The sequence below is a fragment of the Planomonospora parontospora genome (assembly GCA_014647935.1).
GTDB classification, from domain to species: Bacteria; Actinomycetota; Actinomycetes; order Streptosporangiales; family Streptosporangiaceae; genus Planomonospora; species Planomonospora parontospora.
In genome coordinates, this window is sequence record BMQD01000002.1 from 268,046 (window position 1) to 283,202 (window position 15,157).

General features: G+C 72.8%; 13 protein-coding genes. 6 read left to right on the forward strand and 7 right to left on the reverse strand.

What is annotated here, in order from left to right:
• Window positions 1–156: 156 nt before the first annotated feature.
• Window positions 157–1,590 carry an aldehyde dehydrogenase gene (locus IEZ07_RS04300; RefSeq protein WP_191893586.1) on the reverse strand — a complete coding sequence of 478 codons (1,434 nt, stop codon included), beginning with the start codon at window positions 1,588–1,590 and terminating at the stop codon, window positions 157–159.
• A 408-nt stretch (window positions 1,591–1,998) separates the two neighbouring features.
• Between IEZ07_RS04300 and IEZ07_RS04305 the strand changes: the two genes are divergently transcribed.
• From IEZ07_RS04305 to IEZ07_RS04315, 3 genes are all read left to right on the forward strand, one after another.
• Window positions 1,999–2,910, forward strand: a complete 912-nt coding sequence (locus tag IEZ07_RS04305; protein ID WP_191893587.1) for a coiled-coil domain-containing protein — start codon at window positions 1,999–2,001, stop codon at window positions 2,908–2,910.
• 257 nt (window positions 2,911–3,167) lie between these two features.
• Complete coding sequence (locus tag IEZ07_RS04310) at window positions 3,168–3,479, forward strand: DUF6355 family natural product biosynthesis protein (RefSeq protein WP_153054274.1); 312 nt, start codon at window positions 3,168–3,170, stop codon at window positions 3,477–3,479.
• A gap of 166 nt (window positions 3,480–3,645) precedes the next feature.
• Window positions 3,646–4,296, forward strand: a complete 651-nt coding sequence (locus IEZ07_RS04315; protein ID WP_191893588.1) for a maleylpyruvate isomerase N-terminal domain-containing protein — start codon at window positions 3,646–3,648, stop codon at window positions 4,294–4,296.
• 78 nt (window positions 4,297–4,374) lie between these two features.
• Here IEZ07_RS04315 and IEZ07_RS04320 read toward each other — a convergent pair whose 3' ends face one another.
• On the reverse strand, window positions 4,375–5,019 hold the full coding sequence (locus tag IEZ07_RS04320; RefSeq protein ID WP_191893589.1) for a hypothetical protein: 645 nt from the start codon (window positions 5,017–5,019) through the stop codon (window positions 4,375–4,377).
• Between the two features lie 114 nt (window positions 5,020–5,133).
• Here IEZ07_RS04320 and IEZ07_RS35425 point away from each other — a divergent pair, with 114 nt between their 5' ends.
• From IEZ07_RS35425 to IEZ07_RS04335, 3 genes are all read left to right on the forward strand, one after another.
• Entirely contained in the window at window positions 5,134–6,330 is a 1,197-nt protein-coding gene (locus tag IEZ07_RS35425; protein ID WP_239319441.1) for a hypothetical protein, read from the forward strand.
• A gap of 96 nt (window positions 6,331–6,426) precedes the next feature.
• Complete coding sequence (locus IEZ07_RS04330; protein WP_191893590.1) at window positions 6,427–7,896, forward strand: AAA family ATPase; 1,470 nt, start codon at window positions 6,427–6,429, stop codon at window positions 7,894–7,896.
• Window positions 7,897–8,182: 286 nt separating this feature from the next.
• A complete protein-coding gene (locus IEZ07_RS04335; RefSeq protein WP_191893591.1) occupies window positions 8,183–9,436 on the forward strand; it encodes a family 16 glycosylhydrolase in 1,254 nt (417 codons plus the stop codon).
• Between the two features lie 71 nt (window positions 9,437–9,507).
• Here the strand turns inward: IEZ07_RS04335 and IEZ07_RS04340 are convergent, their stop codons facing one another.
• The 5 genes from IEZ07_RS04340 to IEZ07_RS04360 all read right to left on the reverse strand — a co-directional run bounded on the left by IEZ07_RS04340 (window position 9,508) and on the right by IEZ07_RS04360 (window position 15,156).
• Window positions 9,508–10,104, reverse strand: a complete 597-nt coding sequence (locus IEZ07_RS04340; protein ID WP_068897545.1) for a GTP-binding protein — start codon at window positions 10,102–10,104, stop codon at window positions 9,508–9,510.
• A complete protein-coding gene (locus IEZ07_RS04345; protein ID WP_204054256.1) occupies window positions 10,085–10,495 on the reverse strand; it encodes a DUF742 domain-containing protein in 411 nt (136 codons plus the stop codon). The genes IEZ07_RS04340 and IEZ07_RS04345 overlap by 20 nt, the downstream gene beginning before the upstream one ends.
• Window positions 10,492–10,917, reverse strand: a complete 426-nt coding sequence (locus tag IEZ07_RS04350; protein ID WP_191893592.1) for a roadblock/LC7 domain-containing protein — start codon at window positions 10,915–10,917, stop codon at window positions 10,492–10,494. The genes IEZ07_RS04345 and IEZ07_RS04350 overlap by 4 nt, the downstream gene beginning before the upstream one ends.
• Window positions 10,898–13,438: a sensor histidine kinase gene (locus IEZ07_RS04355; protein ID WP_191893593.1), complete on the reverse strand. Its 2,541-nt coding sequence runs from the start codon at window positions 13,436–13,438 to the stop codon at window positions 10,898–10,900. Before IEZ07_RS04355 ends, IEZ07_RS04350 begins: the two co-directional genes overlap by 20 nt.
• A gap of 392 nt (window positions 13,439–13,830) precedes the next feature.
• Window positions 13,831–15,156 (reverse strand): GH1 family beta-glucosidase, encoded by a 1,326-nt coding sequence (locus IEZ07_RS04360; protein ID WP_191893594.1) that lies wholly within the window; start codon window positions 15,154–15,156, stop codon window positions 13,831–13,833.
• Window position 15,157: the final 1 nt, after the last annotated feature.

The window sequence follows — 15,157 nt, forward strand, 5'->3', positions numbered from 1 at the left end:
CCGAGGGCGGGTGCGCCGGTACGGCTGGCGGGAGCCGTACCGGCGCGTCCATCGAGCCGCCGGGCGCCGGAGCGCCGGGGGCGCCGGTTGCGGGGAGGCCGGACGTCGGACGCCGGTCGCGGGAGTGCCGGCACCGGGCCGCGGGACCGCCGGGACTCAGCCCAGGCGGGCGATGGACTTGTACTCCAGATAGGCCGCCAGGCCCTCGGGGCCGAGCTCGCGCCCGAGGCCGCTGCTCTTGAAGCCGCCGAACGGGGAGCTGGTCTCGATCATGAAGAGGTTGACGCCGTAGGTGCCGGTGCGCACCTGGCGGGCCACCTCCATGCCGCGCTCGGTGTCGGCGGTCCACACCGTGCCCGCCAGGCCGTAGTCGCTGTCGTTGGCGATGCGGACCGCGTCGGCCTCGTCCTCGTAGGGGATCACGGTCAGGACCGGGCCGAAGATCTCCTCGCGGGCGATCCGCATCTCGTTGGTGGCGCCGGCGAAGACGGTGGGGGCCACGTACCAGCCGCGGTCGAGGGGGCGCTCCAGGCCGCCGACGACCGGCTTGGCGCCCTCGTCGATGCCGATCCTGATGTAGTCCTCCACCCGCGCCTGCTGGCGCTGGGCGACCAGCGGGCCGATGCCGGTGGCCGGGTCGGCGGGGTCGCCGACCGGCATGCTCCGCACCATCGCGGCGACCGCGTCCACCACCTCGTCGTAGCGGTTGCGGGAGGCGAGGATGCGGGTCTGCGCGACGCACGCCTGGCCGTTGTTCATCAGGGAGGCGATCGACAGGAAGCCCATCGCGGAGGACAGGTCGCAGTCGTCCAGGATGATCGCGGCGGACTTGCCGCCGAGCTCCAGGGTGCAGCGCTTGAGCTGCTCGCCGCAGATGCTCCCGATGCGGCGGCCGGCGGCGGTGGAGCCGGTGAAGGCGACCTTGTCCACGCCGGGGTGGGAGACCAGGTGCTCGCCGGCCTCGCGCCCTGCGGCGACGATGTTGACGACGCCGTCGGGGATCCCGGCCTCCTTGACCATCTCGGCCAGGAGGTAGGAGTCGAGCGGGGTCTCCGGCGCGGGCTTGACCACGATCGCGCAGCCCGCGACGAGCGCGGGGGCCAGCTTGATCATGATGACGAACTGCGGGACGTTCCACGGGACGATCGCGGCGACCACGCCGACGGGCTCGCGCCGTACGGTCACCGGGCCGAACGTGCCGGGCCGCTCCTCCTCCACGGGGAAGGTCGCGCCGAGCTCGGCGTAGTACTGCAGCATGCCGAGCGGCTGCGGGGCCTGGGCCATCTGGGAGAAGGTGATGGGCGAGCCCATCTCCTCCGTGATGATCTCCGCCATCTCGCCCTGCCGGGCCGCGTAGATCTCGGCGAGCCTGCCGACGACGGCGGCGCGCTCGGCCATCGTCATCCGGGGCCACGGGCCGTGGTCGAAGGCCCGGCGGGCGGCGGCCACCGCGCGGTCCATGTCGGCGGGGGTGCCCTCGGGGACGCGGCCGACGACCTCCTCGGTGTGGGGCGAGATGACGTCGATGGTCCCGGTGCCGGCGGGAGCGACCCAGTCGCCCCCGATGAACAGCGTGTCGTGCTGGCGCATGGTGTCTTGCCTCCTGGTGGGCGGACCGGAGCCGGTTTTCCGAGCGAGTGCTTGCTCGGACAGTGTCATGCGGGAGGAGGCGCTTCACAAGGCCTCTCGCCCATGAGACCGAATCATGTTCTATGGGTGATGGCAAGGGGCCTCCGCGGGCTCGCCGGTGTTCCGCACTCGGCCGTCAGGAGGGCGGCCGGGGCCGTACCCTCTTGTCATGCCGTGGTGCGTCCTCGCCCGGCGGAAGGCCGTCTCCTTTCCCTGCTCCGAGGGCATGTCCGGAAATTTTGTTCAAATCTCACAAACTGGTAGACAGTCCATCAAAGGTGTACGAGTTCCACGGTTCCGGTGGCGGGCTTGAAGATCGTCTTCTATAGTTTCGCTCGGTCCGCAAGGGGCTCTGGAGGTGAGCGAAGCGTGCGACCGAGCCGCCCGGCGATGCTGGGTGTCCTGCTCGCGGCGCTCCTGCTGACTCCCGCGATGGCGGGCGCGAGCGCCGGGCACACCACCCGGCTCGACCCGGAGGCCCAGCTGAAGAAGCTGACGGCCGAGGCGAGCAAGCTCAACAAGCTCTACCGCGGCCAGGTGCAGACCCTGGAGGACGCCCGGGTCAAGGCCAAGAAGGCCACCGAGACCGCCAAGAGCCTCAAGCGGGCCCTGGCCACCGCGCAGACCGACGTGGTCCGCTTCGCCCAGACCACCTACATGGGCGGCCCGCTGGACACCGGCAGCCTGCTGAGCTTCAAGGGCGACGCGGGAGCCGTCCTCGACCAGGCCGCGGCCATGTCCTACCTCGCCAGCCAGCGGGCCACCCAGCTGATCCGCGTCAAGGAGCTGATCGCGGAGGCCAAGAAGGCGGAGAAGAAGGCCGCCGCCGAGATCACCCGGCTCCAGCGGGACATCGCCAGGCTCAAGAAAGACCGCGTCAAGATCGAGACGCTGCTGGCCAAGTACGGCTTCCAGCAGCCGTCGGGGACCGGCGGCCTTACCGCCCGCACGGTCGCCATGCGCAACCTGGTGCTGCAGAACTTCCCGATGCCGTATCACTACGGCTGCCTGCGCCCCGGCGACCCCGGCGACCACGGCAGCGGCCGGGCCTGCGACTTCATGATGAGCGCCGGCGGCCGGGTCCCGACCCCCGAGGCCAAGGCCCGCGGCGACCGCCTGGCCCAGTGGGCGATCACCAACGGGCGGCGGCTCGGCGTGATGTACGTCATCTGGCAGCAGAAGTACTACGACGTGCGGACCGGCGCGGGCTGGCGGATGATGTCCGACCGCGGCGGCAACACCGCCAACCACATCGACCACGTGCACATCTCGATGTTCTGACCTGACGTCACCCTCGGAAACGGAGCAGCATCGTCCGGACCGGTTCCCTCCGGTGTCCGATCGACCATGACGCACCGTGCCGCCGCGAGGAGGAACGCGGGCCGGCGTGCGCTGGGAGCGCCGGCATGACGCCCAGGTGGCGGCAGGGGCGGGACTGGCAGTGATCCGCTGCTTTTTGGCAGCCGCGCCGCTGTCGGCGTGCCGGGAGGGGTGACAGGCTACCTGCGTTCGGAGATCATCACGATTCAGGAGTGCGCATGAGAGCGACGAGAATCGCCGCGGGCGTGGCCGGGCTGCTGATGGCCGGATCCCTGCTGGGCAGCGCTTCGTCGGCGTCGGCCCAGACGGCGACCGGTAACACCTCGGCGTACGGCTGCGGTTACATCCACTTCACCGAGACCCCCGACCGGCGGGCGAAGTACAACCACTGCGGTCCGAACTCCACGGTCCAGATCATGGTGGAGAACTCGTTCTGGTGGGACTGCGGACCGTACACCGTCAACCGCGGCATCACCGACATCGAGGCCTGGTGCGGCGGCATCCGCACGCTGTACGCCTGGGCCGTGTGACGACGGCTTCCCCGCGCCGCGTGGCGGTCCCGGTCTCCCGGGGCCGCCACGCGGCGTCATGCCGGGCACCGCGCGGCCACCGGCCACCCCCCCCACGCGCGGGTGGCCGGTCCCGGACCCGGCCGCGGCCGGCCGGGCCCCCGCCGCAGCCGGTACGGTCCCTGTCATGCCGAGAACAGCCGAACCGTTCAGACCCCCGGTCACCGTGGACGACCTCGACCAGGCCGTGCGACTCGCCGTGGCCCTTCTCCGCGAGGCGCCCGCCGCGGTCTGGGACGCCAGGGCGGGAACGCTGGAGTGGGACTGCTGGGAGACCGTCGAGCACCTCGGCGACGACCTCTTCGCGTACGCCGCGCAGCTGGGCCCCAGGACACCGCCGATGGACGGCGAGGTGCCCTTCGTGTTGCGGTCGCGCAGGCCAGGAGGCCCGGCCAGCGTCGTCCACGCCGACCGCGCGGCGGGACCGGCCGGGTTGCTGCAGGTGCTGGAGGCCAGCGGCGCGCTGCTGGTCGCCATGGTGCGCACGACGCCGCCGCACGTCCGCGCCCACCACGTCTTCGGGGCGTCGGACCCGGAGGGCTTCGCCGCCATGGGGATCGTGGAGACCCTGGTGCACACCCATGACGTGGCGCAGGGGCTCGGGCTCGCCTGGAACCCGCCCGCCGGCCTGTGCTCGCGGGTGCTCGCCCGGCTCTTCCCGGATGCTCCGCGGGACACGGACCCCTGGCCCGCCCTGCTGTGGGCCACCGGCCGCGCCGAACTGCCCGGACACCCGCGGCTCACCACCTGGCGCTGGTACGGCGAGCCCCGGCGGTAGGTTTCGCCGGGGCCGTGGGAGGGCGGCTGCTGAGGGACGCCGGTCTGAACCCGCGGAGCGAGCCCGGGTTCGCGGCGGTCAGTCCGGGCAGGCGTCGCGGCAGGCGCCGAAGCGCACGGCGTCCGGCCGGACGAAGCCGGTCTCGTGCGTCCGGCGCACCGCCTCGGTCATCGCCTCCTTCCAGATCAGGCCGGGAACCGACGTGCCGTCCACCTGAGGGTGGTGACGGCCGCCGATGGTGACGTCGATCAGGGGGTGCTGGTACCCGCGGGGGTCGCCGACGCTGACGGCCGAGGCCAGGCCGGGGGTGTAACCGGCGTACCAGGCGGCGGTGAAGGCGTCGGTCGTGCCGGGCATGCCCGCCGCCTCGCGGCCGAGACCCTGGAGCGTGCTCCTCTCCAGGGCGTCCGACAGCAGTCCGGTGACCGCGTCGGCGACCTCCGGGTCCAGGATCTGGCGGCAGCGCGGCGGGAAGGAGCGCAGGGCACCGGAGTCATCGCGGATCTCCGTGATCACCGTCGGCTCGCAGAAACGGCCGCGGGCGGCGAGGCTCGCGTAGGAGTTGGCCACCGAGACGGGGTCGACCTCGTTGACGCCCAGCGTGAACGTCTCCAGTTCCCGGAGCGGTGCTCCGTCGGCGCGCCTGAGTCCGAGCCGCTCGGTCATCCTGGCGGTCTCGCACAGACCGACCTTCTCCTCCAGTCGCATGTAGAAGGTGTTCACCGCGTCCCGGGTGCCCGGGTGAAGCAGCCCTTGCCATCCCGATCACCTGTACGGCGCGGGTGATCCGTGCGAGTCTGTCCGGACCAAGAAGGTGATCAAGGACGGATGCGACATATGGTGGCGGCACTCCTCGTTCCATCGATGTGGCCGCAGGGCGCGGGTCCGCTCGGTCTCGTGGCGTCGGTCCGGCCGGCCGCGCCCGCACCGGGGGTGAGCTGGATCGAGCCGCTGCTGATCGCCTGCGCGATCGTGCCGGCGCTGTTCTTCGCCCTGGTCAAGGGTGAGACCGGTGGCCGGTCCAGGGCCGGGTGCCTGGGGTGGCCGCTGAAGGCGTTGGCCCTGTGGGCGGGGGCGAACGTGATGGCGTATCCGGCCGGGGTGCTGATGTACCTGGGCACCGCGGAGCTGGATCGGCACCCGGAGGTCTGGCTGGTGACCGCCGCGTCGCCGTTCGCCGCGCTGGCGGTCGCCTGGTGGTTCCGGCCCGTCCTGCCGCCGCTCCGCCGGCCGTACCTGGTGCTGAGGGCCGTGCTGCTGCTGGCCGCGTGCGTCACGGCGGTGCTCGCGGCCGAGCGGAGCGGGCTGCCGGTCACGTCGGTCTCCGGGACCTGGGCCGGCGCCTCGCTGGCGGCGGCCCTCGCCTGCGTGGCGGCGTGGCGGATGGCGGACGGGCTCGCGCCGCTGCCGCAGCTGGCGTGGGCGGCGGCGGTGCTCGGTGCGTGCGTCGCCGTCGGCGTGACGACCGGGGTGGACGGTCTGGCGGTGCTGACCGGAGAACAGGCGGGTTCGGGCGCGGCGCTGTGGGCGGCCTTCCTGCTGGCGGTCCTCCAGGCGGCCGCCGTGCTCCTGCTGGGATCGGCCGTCTGGCGGCTAGTCCGGCAGCTGCGCACCGGGACGCTGAGCCGGGCCGCCGACCGCTCCGGGGGTCTCTGGCCGCCCCGACCGGGGGAGGTCTGGTACGCGAACGTGCCCTTCCGGGAGGACGGGAACGAGTCGAAGGACCGGCCCGTCCTGGTGCTGCGCGCCTCCGCCGGGCACGCCGACGTCCTGAAGATCACCAGCCAGGACAAGACCGGGATGCCGAGTCATCTCCACCTCCCTCTGGCCAGGTGGCACCGGGTGCTGAACAAGGAGAGCTGGCTGGAGCTGAGAGTGACCCCGCTGGCGTACGCGAACTTCCACGACGTGCAGGGGCTGTGCCGGCCCGACGTCTGGCGGGAGCTCGGGAGGCGGGGTTTGAGGTCCGGCGGCCGGACGGACGCCCGGCCTGCGCGCCCGGGATCGAGGAGGAAGACCCCGGGAAGGCGCTGAACGGCGACGTATGGAGCTCCGGCCTGCGGCGATCCGACTGAATAGCTATAAGGAGAACGCTTATAATAGGCTTCCTCATCATTGAGGAGGCCGATCGTGGACAAGCCCGCAGAGATGTTCGATCGGGACTACGAGTGGTCGGAGCTGACGCGGTTCGTCCGCTATCCGGGAGCGGAGGCGACGCTCGGCGTGGTGTCCGGGCGGCGCCGACAGGGCAAGACGTTCCTGCTGGACGCGGTCTGCCGGGCGGCGGGAGGGTTCTACTTCGCCGCGACCGAGGCGACCGAGGCCGAGTCCCTGCACCAGTTCGGCACGGCGCTCGCCCGCCATCTCGGCGAACCGGCTCCCCGCAGGTTCGCGCACTGGGACGAGGCCGTCGAGACCCTCATGGCGATCGCCGGCTCCGGGCCGGTTCCCGTGGTCATCGACGAGTTCCCCTACCTGGTGAAGGCCTCCCCACAGCTGCCCTCGCTGATCCAGCGGGCCCTCGGCCCGCAGGGGCAGCGCCGGAGCGGCGCCGTACGGCTGCTGCTGTGCGGTTCGGCGCTCTCCTTCATGGGGGCGCTGCTGGCGGGGACCGCGCCGCTGAGAGGCCGGGCGAGCCTGGAACTGGTCGTCCCCACGCTGGACTACCGGCAGGCCCGGGACTTCTGGGGCATCTCCGATCCCGCCCTGGCCCTGCTCGTCAACGCCGTGGTGGGCGGCACCCCCGCCTATCGGCGCGAGTTCACGCTGGGTGACGCCCCCGGCGGCATCGATGATTTCGGTCCGTGGGTGGTCCGGAACGTGCTGAACCCCGGCCGTCCGCTGTTCCGGGAGGCGCGGTTCCTCCTCGCCGAGGAGCCCGAGCTGCGGGACACGGCCCTGTACCACGGCGTCCTGTCGGCGATTGCGGGGGGCAACCACACCCGGGGCGGCATCGCCGGATACCTCGGCCGCAAGTCCACCGATCTCAGCCATGCGCTGACCGTGCTGGAGGACGTCGGGATGATCGCCAGGGAGGCGGACGCCTTCCACGGCAAGCGCTCCGCGTACCGGATCACCGAGCCCATTCTCGGCTTCTACCACGCGATCATGCGGCCGGAGTGGACGGACCTGGAGCGTCCCGGCTACGCCGAGCAGGTATGGGAGCGGTCGCAGGCGGCTTTCCGAAGCAAGGTCCTCGGTCCGCACTTCGAGCATCTCGCCCGCGTATGGACGCGCTGGCACGCCGGTCCGGAGGCCCTCGGCGGCCTGCGCACCCGCGTCGCCTCCGGCGTCCTGCCCGACCCGGCGGCCAAGACGGGCCACGAGCTCGACGTCGTCGTCTTCGGCCGGACCGACGATGGGAGAGAGAGCATTCTGGCGATCGGCGAGGCGAAGTACGGCGACGTCGTCGGACAGGGCCATCTCGAACGTCTCGAGCGCCTCCGCGAGCTGCTCGTCCGCCGGGACGACCGGGCGGGCCCCGGCATGCGGCTCCTGCTCTTCAGCGCCGCCGGGTTCGTGCCCGGGCTGCAGGAGATCGCGCAGGGGCGTGACGACCTGCAACTCGTCGGTCTCGACCGCCTGTACGAGGGGTCCTGAGCCGACTGCCGTTCCCGTCCGGTGGCCGCGGTGCCGGCTTCACCGTGCCCCTGCAGGCGGCCGACCGCGTGGAGGAGGCCACCGTACCGGCTTCACCAGGCTTGTCAACCATAAATAAACCTTAAATAAAGTTTCGTATTGACAGTGGTTCCGGCGTGCGGTTACATCTTCGTGACTTCAGCCGTAACGGTCTTCTCAGACAGCGCCGCATCGCGACGGCGCCTCCGTACGGCGGGCGGGCCGGCAGGCCGCGCCCGGCAACGACCACAGAGCGGAACCATCCCCCATGCGCAAACGCCGATCACTTCTCGCTGCCCTGACCACGGTCCTCGCCCTGGCCACCACGCTGGTCACCGCCACGGGCGACGGCCGGGCCGAGGCCGCCGCCGCCGGCCCCGTGACCTGGTCCGACGAGTTCAACGGCGCCGCCGGGACCTCCGTCGACTCCTCCAAGTGGAAGTTCGACATCGGGGGCGGCGGCTGGGGCAACAACGAGCTGCAGTACTACACCAACTCGACCCAGAACGTGTACCACGACGGCAAGGGCCACCTGGCCATCACCGCCCGCAAGGGGAACCCGTCCAACCTCCAGTGCCACTACGGGGCCTGCCAGTACACCTCGGGCCGCATCCTGACCGCGGGCAAGTTCAGCCAGGCCTACGGCCGGTTCGAGGCCCGGATCAAGATCCCCAAGGGGCAGGGCATCTGGCCGGCGTTCTGGATGCTCGGCGGCAACGACTGGCCGAACACCGGTGAGATCGACATCATGGAGAACGTCGGCAAGGCGCCGAACACGGTCCACGGCACCGTGCACGGCCCCGGCTACTCCGGCGGCGGCGGCATCGGCGGGAGCCGCACGATCGGCGCGCCGCTCGGCGACGCCTTCCACACCTACCGGGTCGACTGGTCGCCCAACCTCATCGTCTGGTATCTGGACGGAGCGGAGTACTTCCGTCTGACGCCGTCCGGCATCCGCGGCAACAAGTGGGTCTACGACCACCCGTTCTTCATGATTCTCAACGTGGCGGTCGGCGGAAACTGGCCGGGCAGCCCCGACGCGAGCACCTCGTTCCCGCAGACCATGCTGATCGACTACGTCCGCGTCTCCGCGACCGACCAGGCGCCCACCAACCCCGGGACCCCCGGCACCCCCGGGAGCGGGAGCGTCCTGAAGTCGAAGCTGAACGGCCGCTGCATCGACATCCCCGGCGGAAAGGCCGCCGACGGCGTCCGGCTGCAGATGTACGACTGCAACGGCAGCGCCGCCCAGAAGTGGTCCGTCAACGGCGACGGCACCGTGAGCGCGATGGGCATGTGCATGGACGCCGCGGGGGCCGGCACCGCCAACGGCACGCCGATCCAGCTCCACCCGTGCAAGGGCAACGCCGCCCAGCAGTTCCGGCTCAACGCGGCCGGCGACCTGGTCAACCCGGTCTCCAACCGGTGCGTGGACGTGGTGGACCGCAACTCCGCCAACGGCGCCCGGCTCCAGCTGTGGGACTGCGCCGGCACGCCCAACCAGAAGTGGACGCGCGGCTGATCTCCGGCCGACGGGGAGGGCCAGCGGCGGGTGCCGCCGGCCCTCCCCATCGGCGGCCCGGCCGGGAGCCGTCAGCCGCCGGGGAAGGCGCCGCCGACCGAGTATGTGACCAGGGAGGTCAGCACCTCCTTGACCGAGTCGCGTTCGCGCACGTCGCACATCAGGATCGGCGCCACCCCGTCCAGGCCGAGCGCCCGCCGTACCTTGACCGGGTCGTGGCGGCGGGCGCCGTCGAAGCAGTTGACGGCGACCACGAACGGCAGGCCCAGCTGCTCGAAGTAGTCCACGGCGGGGAAGCAGTCCTGCAGGCGGCGGGTGTCGGCGAGCACCACGGCGCCGAGGGCGCCCTGGGCCAGCTCGTCCCACATGAACCAGAACCGGTCCTGGCCGGGGGTGCCGAACAGGTAGAGCCAGAGGCCCTCGCGGATGGTGATGCGGCCGAAGTCGAGCGCGACGGTCGTGGTGGTCTTGGCCTCCACGCCCGAGACGTCGTCCACGCCGACGCCGCGCTCGCTCAGCACCTCCTCGGTGTGCAGCGGCCGGATCTCGCTGATGGTGCCGACCATGGTCGTCTTGCCGACGCCGAAGCCGCCCGCGATGAGGATCTTGATCGCCATCGCCGGATCGGTGACCGCGGCCGACGCCGGCTCAGAGCCTGCGTAGTCCATGCAGCACTTCCCTGTAGATGTTCTCGTCGATCGTCTGCGCCGCGGGCCGCGGCCGGTCGATGGTCACCAGGCCCTGGTGCCGCAGGTCGCCCAGGAGCACGCGGGTGACGTTGAGCGGCAGGCGGAGGTGCGCCGCGACGTCCGCCACCGGGGTGGGCCGGCGGCACAGCGCGAGCGCGGCGAGGTGCTCGGGGACCAGCCCGGACGGCTCGGCGGGCGCGCCGGCGGCCGTGACGGCGGGCGCACCGGCGGCCGCGGCCACGACGACGGCGGTGGCCGCGGCCGTGGTCGTGACGATGGCCACCAGGTCGAAGGACTCGCCCGCCGGACGGGCCCGGCCGCCGGTCAGCCCGTAGAGCCGGACCAGCGGGCCCGGGTCGTCTCCCGTCACCGCCGCCCGCCGTTCCAGGCCGGCGCCGGAGCCGCGGTCCTGGGCTGGGCGGACAGGTGGTCGCCGACACGCTTGACGAGCAGCGCCATCTCGTAGGTGACCATGCCGAGGTCGGCGTCCTGCGCGGCGAGCACGGCGAGCCGGGCGCCCTGCCCGGCCGCGGTGACGAACAGGAAGCCGCCCTCCAGCTCGATGATGGTCTGCCGAACGCCGCCGAGGCCGAAATGCCGTCCCGCCCCCTGGGCGAGGCTGTGACTGCCCGCGGAGATGGCGGACAGGTGCTCGGCGTCCTCCCGGGTCAGGCCCTGGGACCCGCCCATGGCCAGTCCGTCGGAGGACAGCACGATGGCGTGCCGGATCCCGGGGACGCGCCGGGTGAGGTCGTCCAGCAGCCAGCTGAGCTCAGATCTGGGGTCGGCCATCGGGGTGGCCCTCCTTTCCGTTCCGCGGGCCGTTCCACGGCCCGCTGTGCCGCTCGGCCTGACTGCGGCCCTGCTGCCAGCCGCGCTGCATGGACGACATGCGGTTGAGGATCTCCTCGGGCGATCGGTTGTTGGCGGGGAGGTCGGGTTGGCGCGCCGGGTGCGACCGGCGCAGCTGGGGGGCCAGGCTGGCCTGCCGTACCCGTACGGGCAGCCCGTCGAGGTCGTCGAGGTCGTCGGGATCACCGGGGACCGGTTCGCGCTGCGGGGGGAGCGCGGGCCCGGTCTCCGCCACGGGGTGGGGCGGGAGGACCGGGGCCTGCGGAGTCTGCGGGGGCGGCGCCTCCACCGGAGTGAAGAGCGACCGGGGCGCCGGGTCCGGTGCCGTGTCCCGCACCGCGCGGGGCACCGCGGCCGGTGCCGTCCCCGGGACCGCGTTCCATGCCGCGTCGGGTACTGCGGCCGGTGCCGTCTCCCGTGCTGCGTCGGGCGCCGCGGCCGGGACAGCGTCCGGTACGGCGTCCGGTACGGCGCTCAGCGCCCGGCGGGGTCCGTCGCCGCGGACCAGGCGGTCGGTACGGGTGGGGAGCTCGCCGTACGGCCCGTCGTACGGCAGGCCGGGGGCGGCGAGGACGGAGTTGGGTAGCAGCACGATCGCCGTGGCGCCGTCGTAGGGGGAGGGCCGCAGCACGACCCTGATCCCGTGCCGGGCCGCGAGCCGGGAGACGACGAACAGGCCGAGCCGGTCGCTGTCGGCCGGGTCGAACTCCGGCGGGTCGGCGAGCCGGCCGTTGAGCGCCTCGACGCAGACCTGCCCCAGGCCCAGGCCGCGGTCCTCGACCTCGATCGAGAAGCCGTTGGCCGCCGGCATGCCGCGGACGTGGATCGCGGTACCCGGCGGGGAGAAGGCGGTGGCGTTCTCGACCAGCTCGGCGACCAGGTGGATCACGTCGGTCACCGCGGCGCCGATGAGCAGCGGCGCGTCGGGCATCGGCAGCACCGTGACGCGGGTGTAGTCCTCGACCTCCAGTACGGCGCTGCGCACCACGTCGAAGACGGGCACCGGGTCGCGCCACCGGCGGGCGGGCGCCGCGTCGGACAGCACGATCAGGTTCTCCGCGTGGCGGCGCATGCGGGTGGTCAGGTGGTCGACCCTGAACAGGTCCTCCAGCGTCTCGGGGTCCTCGGTCCGGCGCTCCATCGCGTCCAGCAGCGCGAGCTGGCGGTGGAGCAGGGCCTGGTTGCGCCGGGCCAGGTTGAGGAAGACCTGGCCGAGGCCCTTGCGGAGCACGGCCTGGCCGACCGCGGCCTCCATGGCGGTCCGCCGGACGGCCGAGAAGGCGCGCACGACGCCGTCCACCTCGGCCGTCTGCGAGGGCGCCAGCTCGGGGGCCTCGGCCGCCGGGTCGACGTCCTCGCCCTTGCGCAGCCGTTCGACCAACCGGGGCAGCCGCTCCTCGGCCAGTTCGGCGGCCGAGGCCCGCAGCCGGGTCAGCTCGTCGACGAGGGAGCGGCCGAACCGGTAGGAGAGCACGATCGAGGCGACGACGGCGAGCAGGCCCAGGCCCAGGACCAGTCCGATCCGCCACAGCGCCGCGGACTTGAGCACGTCCCCCTTGGCCCCGGCGCGGGCCAGCTCCCGCTGCACGTTGGAGTCGAAGGCGGCGAGGACGGACTCGGAGTCCCGGTTCCACACCGCGCCGTCCACCGGCGGCGCCCCGCTCCCTGCCCAGGCGGCGATCTCGTCCTCGGCCGTCTGGAAGCGCCGGTAGGTGGTGCCGGCGGCGAGCTCCCGGTGCATCGCCCGCAGCTCGGGGCCCATGTCGCGCTCGGCGTTGGCGAGCACCAGCCTGCGGCCGGTCATCGCCGCGACGAAGGCGGTGTGCTCGGCCGGGGTCATCTCGCCGCGCGCCAGGGCGACGGTGAGGACGGCGCGCTGGCGGGCGAGGTACTCGGGGGCGCCGGAGTAGGACGAGAGACCGCGGATGATGCGGTAGGACGGCACGTCGGTGAGCGTCTCGGCGGTGTTGAACTGCCGCTGGGCGAGGCTGACGAGGTTGTTGTAGCCCTCGGTCACCTGGAGCGGGGAGGCCTGCCCCCCGTCGGCGGAGGAGCGCAGCGCGCCGAGCCCGTCGAGGGCCCCCAGCAGGGAGCGCATGCCGTCGGTGGCGGCGGCGTCGGCGCCGTCGTCGGGGCCCGTCGCGTCCTGCAGGCCGATGGAGACGACCAGCTCACGCAGGCGCGTGGCCGCGCCGTCGGTGGCCCGCCGCTGCTCCTGGAGCACCGCCCGGCCCCCGGTGCGCCCGGCGGCCTCGGCGGACAGCTGCCGCTCCCGGCGCAGCTCCCCGACCAGCCGCTGGACCGGGGCGCCGACCTCCTGCCACCGGCTCTGGCTCTGGGCGATGCCGGAGATCTGGACGGCGGTGGAGTAGGCGTTGTAGCCCCACAGGGCGACCAGGGAGACCAACGGGATCAGGAGGATTGCGAGGATCTTCGTGCGGATCGGCCGGGGGGTGCTCATTCATCGTGTCCAATTCCGCGCGGTCCTGCGCGGGGGCGGCCGCGGGCAGCGGTCGGCCCCCCGAGGATCGCGGCCGCGACGGGGGTGCGCTGTGATCTGCCCCACTATGCCGTTGCCATGGAATGGGCTCAAGGCGCCGATTGCGAAGATTGGATATCGATTGATCACCGTGGATGAGGACGCCGTCACCCGTGGCAGCGCCCGAAGGGTCGCCGGCGCCAGGTCGACACCAGGTCAGGTGCCGGGTCCGGCACCGGGTCAGGCACCGGTGCCGGACCCGGCACCTGATGAGGCGGCGGGGGCAGGGTCCGGTGCCGAGCCCGGGGTCGAACTGCGACCGCGGGGCGGGTTCAGGGCCGCGCCCGGCGGCGGGCTGTGATCGCGGGGCGGGTTCAGGGCCGCGCCCGGCGGCGGGCGATGTGCTCCCGGAACCAGTGGTAGGAGGCCTTGGGGGTGCGCCGCTGGGTGGCGAAGTCGACGTGGACCAGGCCGAACCGCTGGTGGTAGCCCTCCGCCCACTCGAAGTTGTCCAGCAGCGACCAGACGTAGTAGCCGCGGACGTCCACCCCCTCGGCCGCGGCCCGCTCCATCGCCGCGATGTGCCCGTCGAGGTAGGCGATCCGCTCCGGGTCGTCGACCGTGCCGTCCGGGCCGGGCTCGTCGGACTGCGAGCAGCCGTTCTCGGTGACGTAGACCGGCGGCAGGGCGTCGCCGTACCTCGCCTTCAGGCCGGTCAGGAGCTCGCGCAGGCCGTCGGGGACGACGGGCCAGCCGAAGGCGGTGACGGGGTGGCCGGTGATCCCGGCGTCGGTGAACGGCAGGCCGAGCGCGGCCGCCTCGGCGTCGGGGGCGGCGATCCGGGTGGGGTTGTAGTAGTTGACGCCGAGCCCGTCGAGCGGGGCGGAGATGAGCTCCAGATCGCCGTCGCGGACGCAGTCGAGCGCCGCGCCGTACGCGTCGAGGTCGGGGTAGGTCCCGAGCAGGACCGGGTCGTTGAACAGCCGGTTGTGCAGGACGTCGTAGGCGTCGGCGGCGGCCAGGTCGGCGGGGTCGGCCGAGGCGGGCCGGACCGGGGTGCAGTTGTTGGTGATCAGCACGCGCTCCGCACCGCGCGCCCGGAGCGCGGCCGTGGCCAGGCCGTGCCCGAGGAGCTGGTGGTGGGCGGCGGGCAGGGCCCCGGTGAGCAGGACCTGGCCGGGGGCGTGCACGCCGGTGGCGTAGCCGAAGGCCATGTGGACGAAGGGCTCGTTCAGGGTGATCCACATCGGGATCCGGTCGGCGAGCCGGTCGGCCACCAGGGCGGTGTAGTCGGCGAAGCGGTGGGCGGTGTCGCGGGAGAGCCAGCCGCCCGCGTCCTGGAGGGGCTGGGGCAGGTCCCAGTGGAACAGGGTGGCGGCCGGGACGATGCCCTCCGCGAGCAGGGCGTCGGTCAGCCGGTCGTAGAAGTCGAGCCCCGCGGGGTTGGCCGGCCCGCTGCCGCCGGGCTGGACCCGGGGCCAGGCGATGGAGAAGCGGTAGGAGTCCACGCCCAGCCCGGCCAGGAGCGCGACGTCCTCGGGCCAGCGGTGGTAATGGTCGCAGGCGGTGTCGCCGGTGTGGCCGTCGCGGACCCGGCCGGGCTCGTGGGAGAAGGTGTCCCAGACGGAAGGACCCCGGCCGCCTGCGGAGACTGCGCCCTCGATCTGGTAGGCGGCGGTGGCGGCACCCCAGAGGAACATC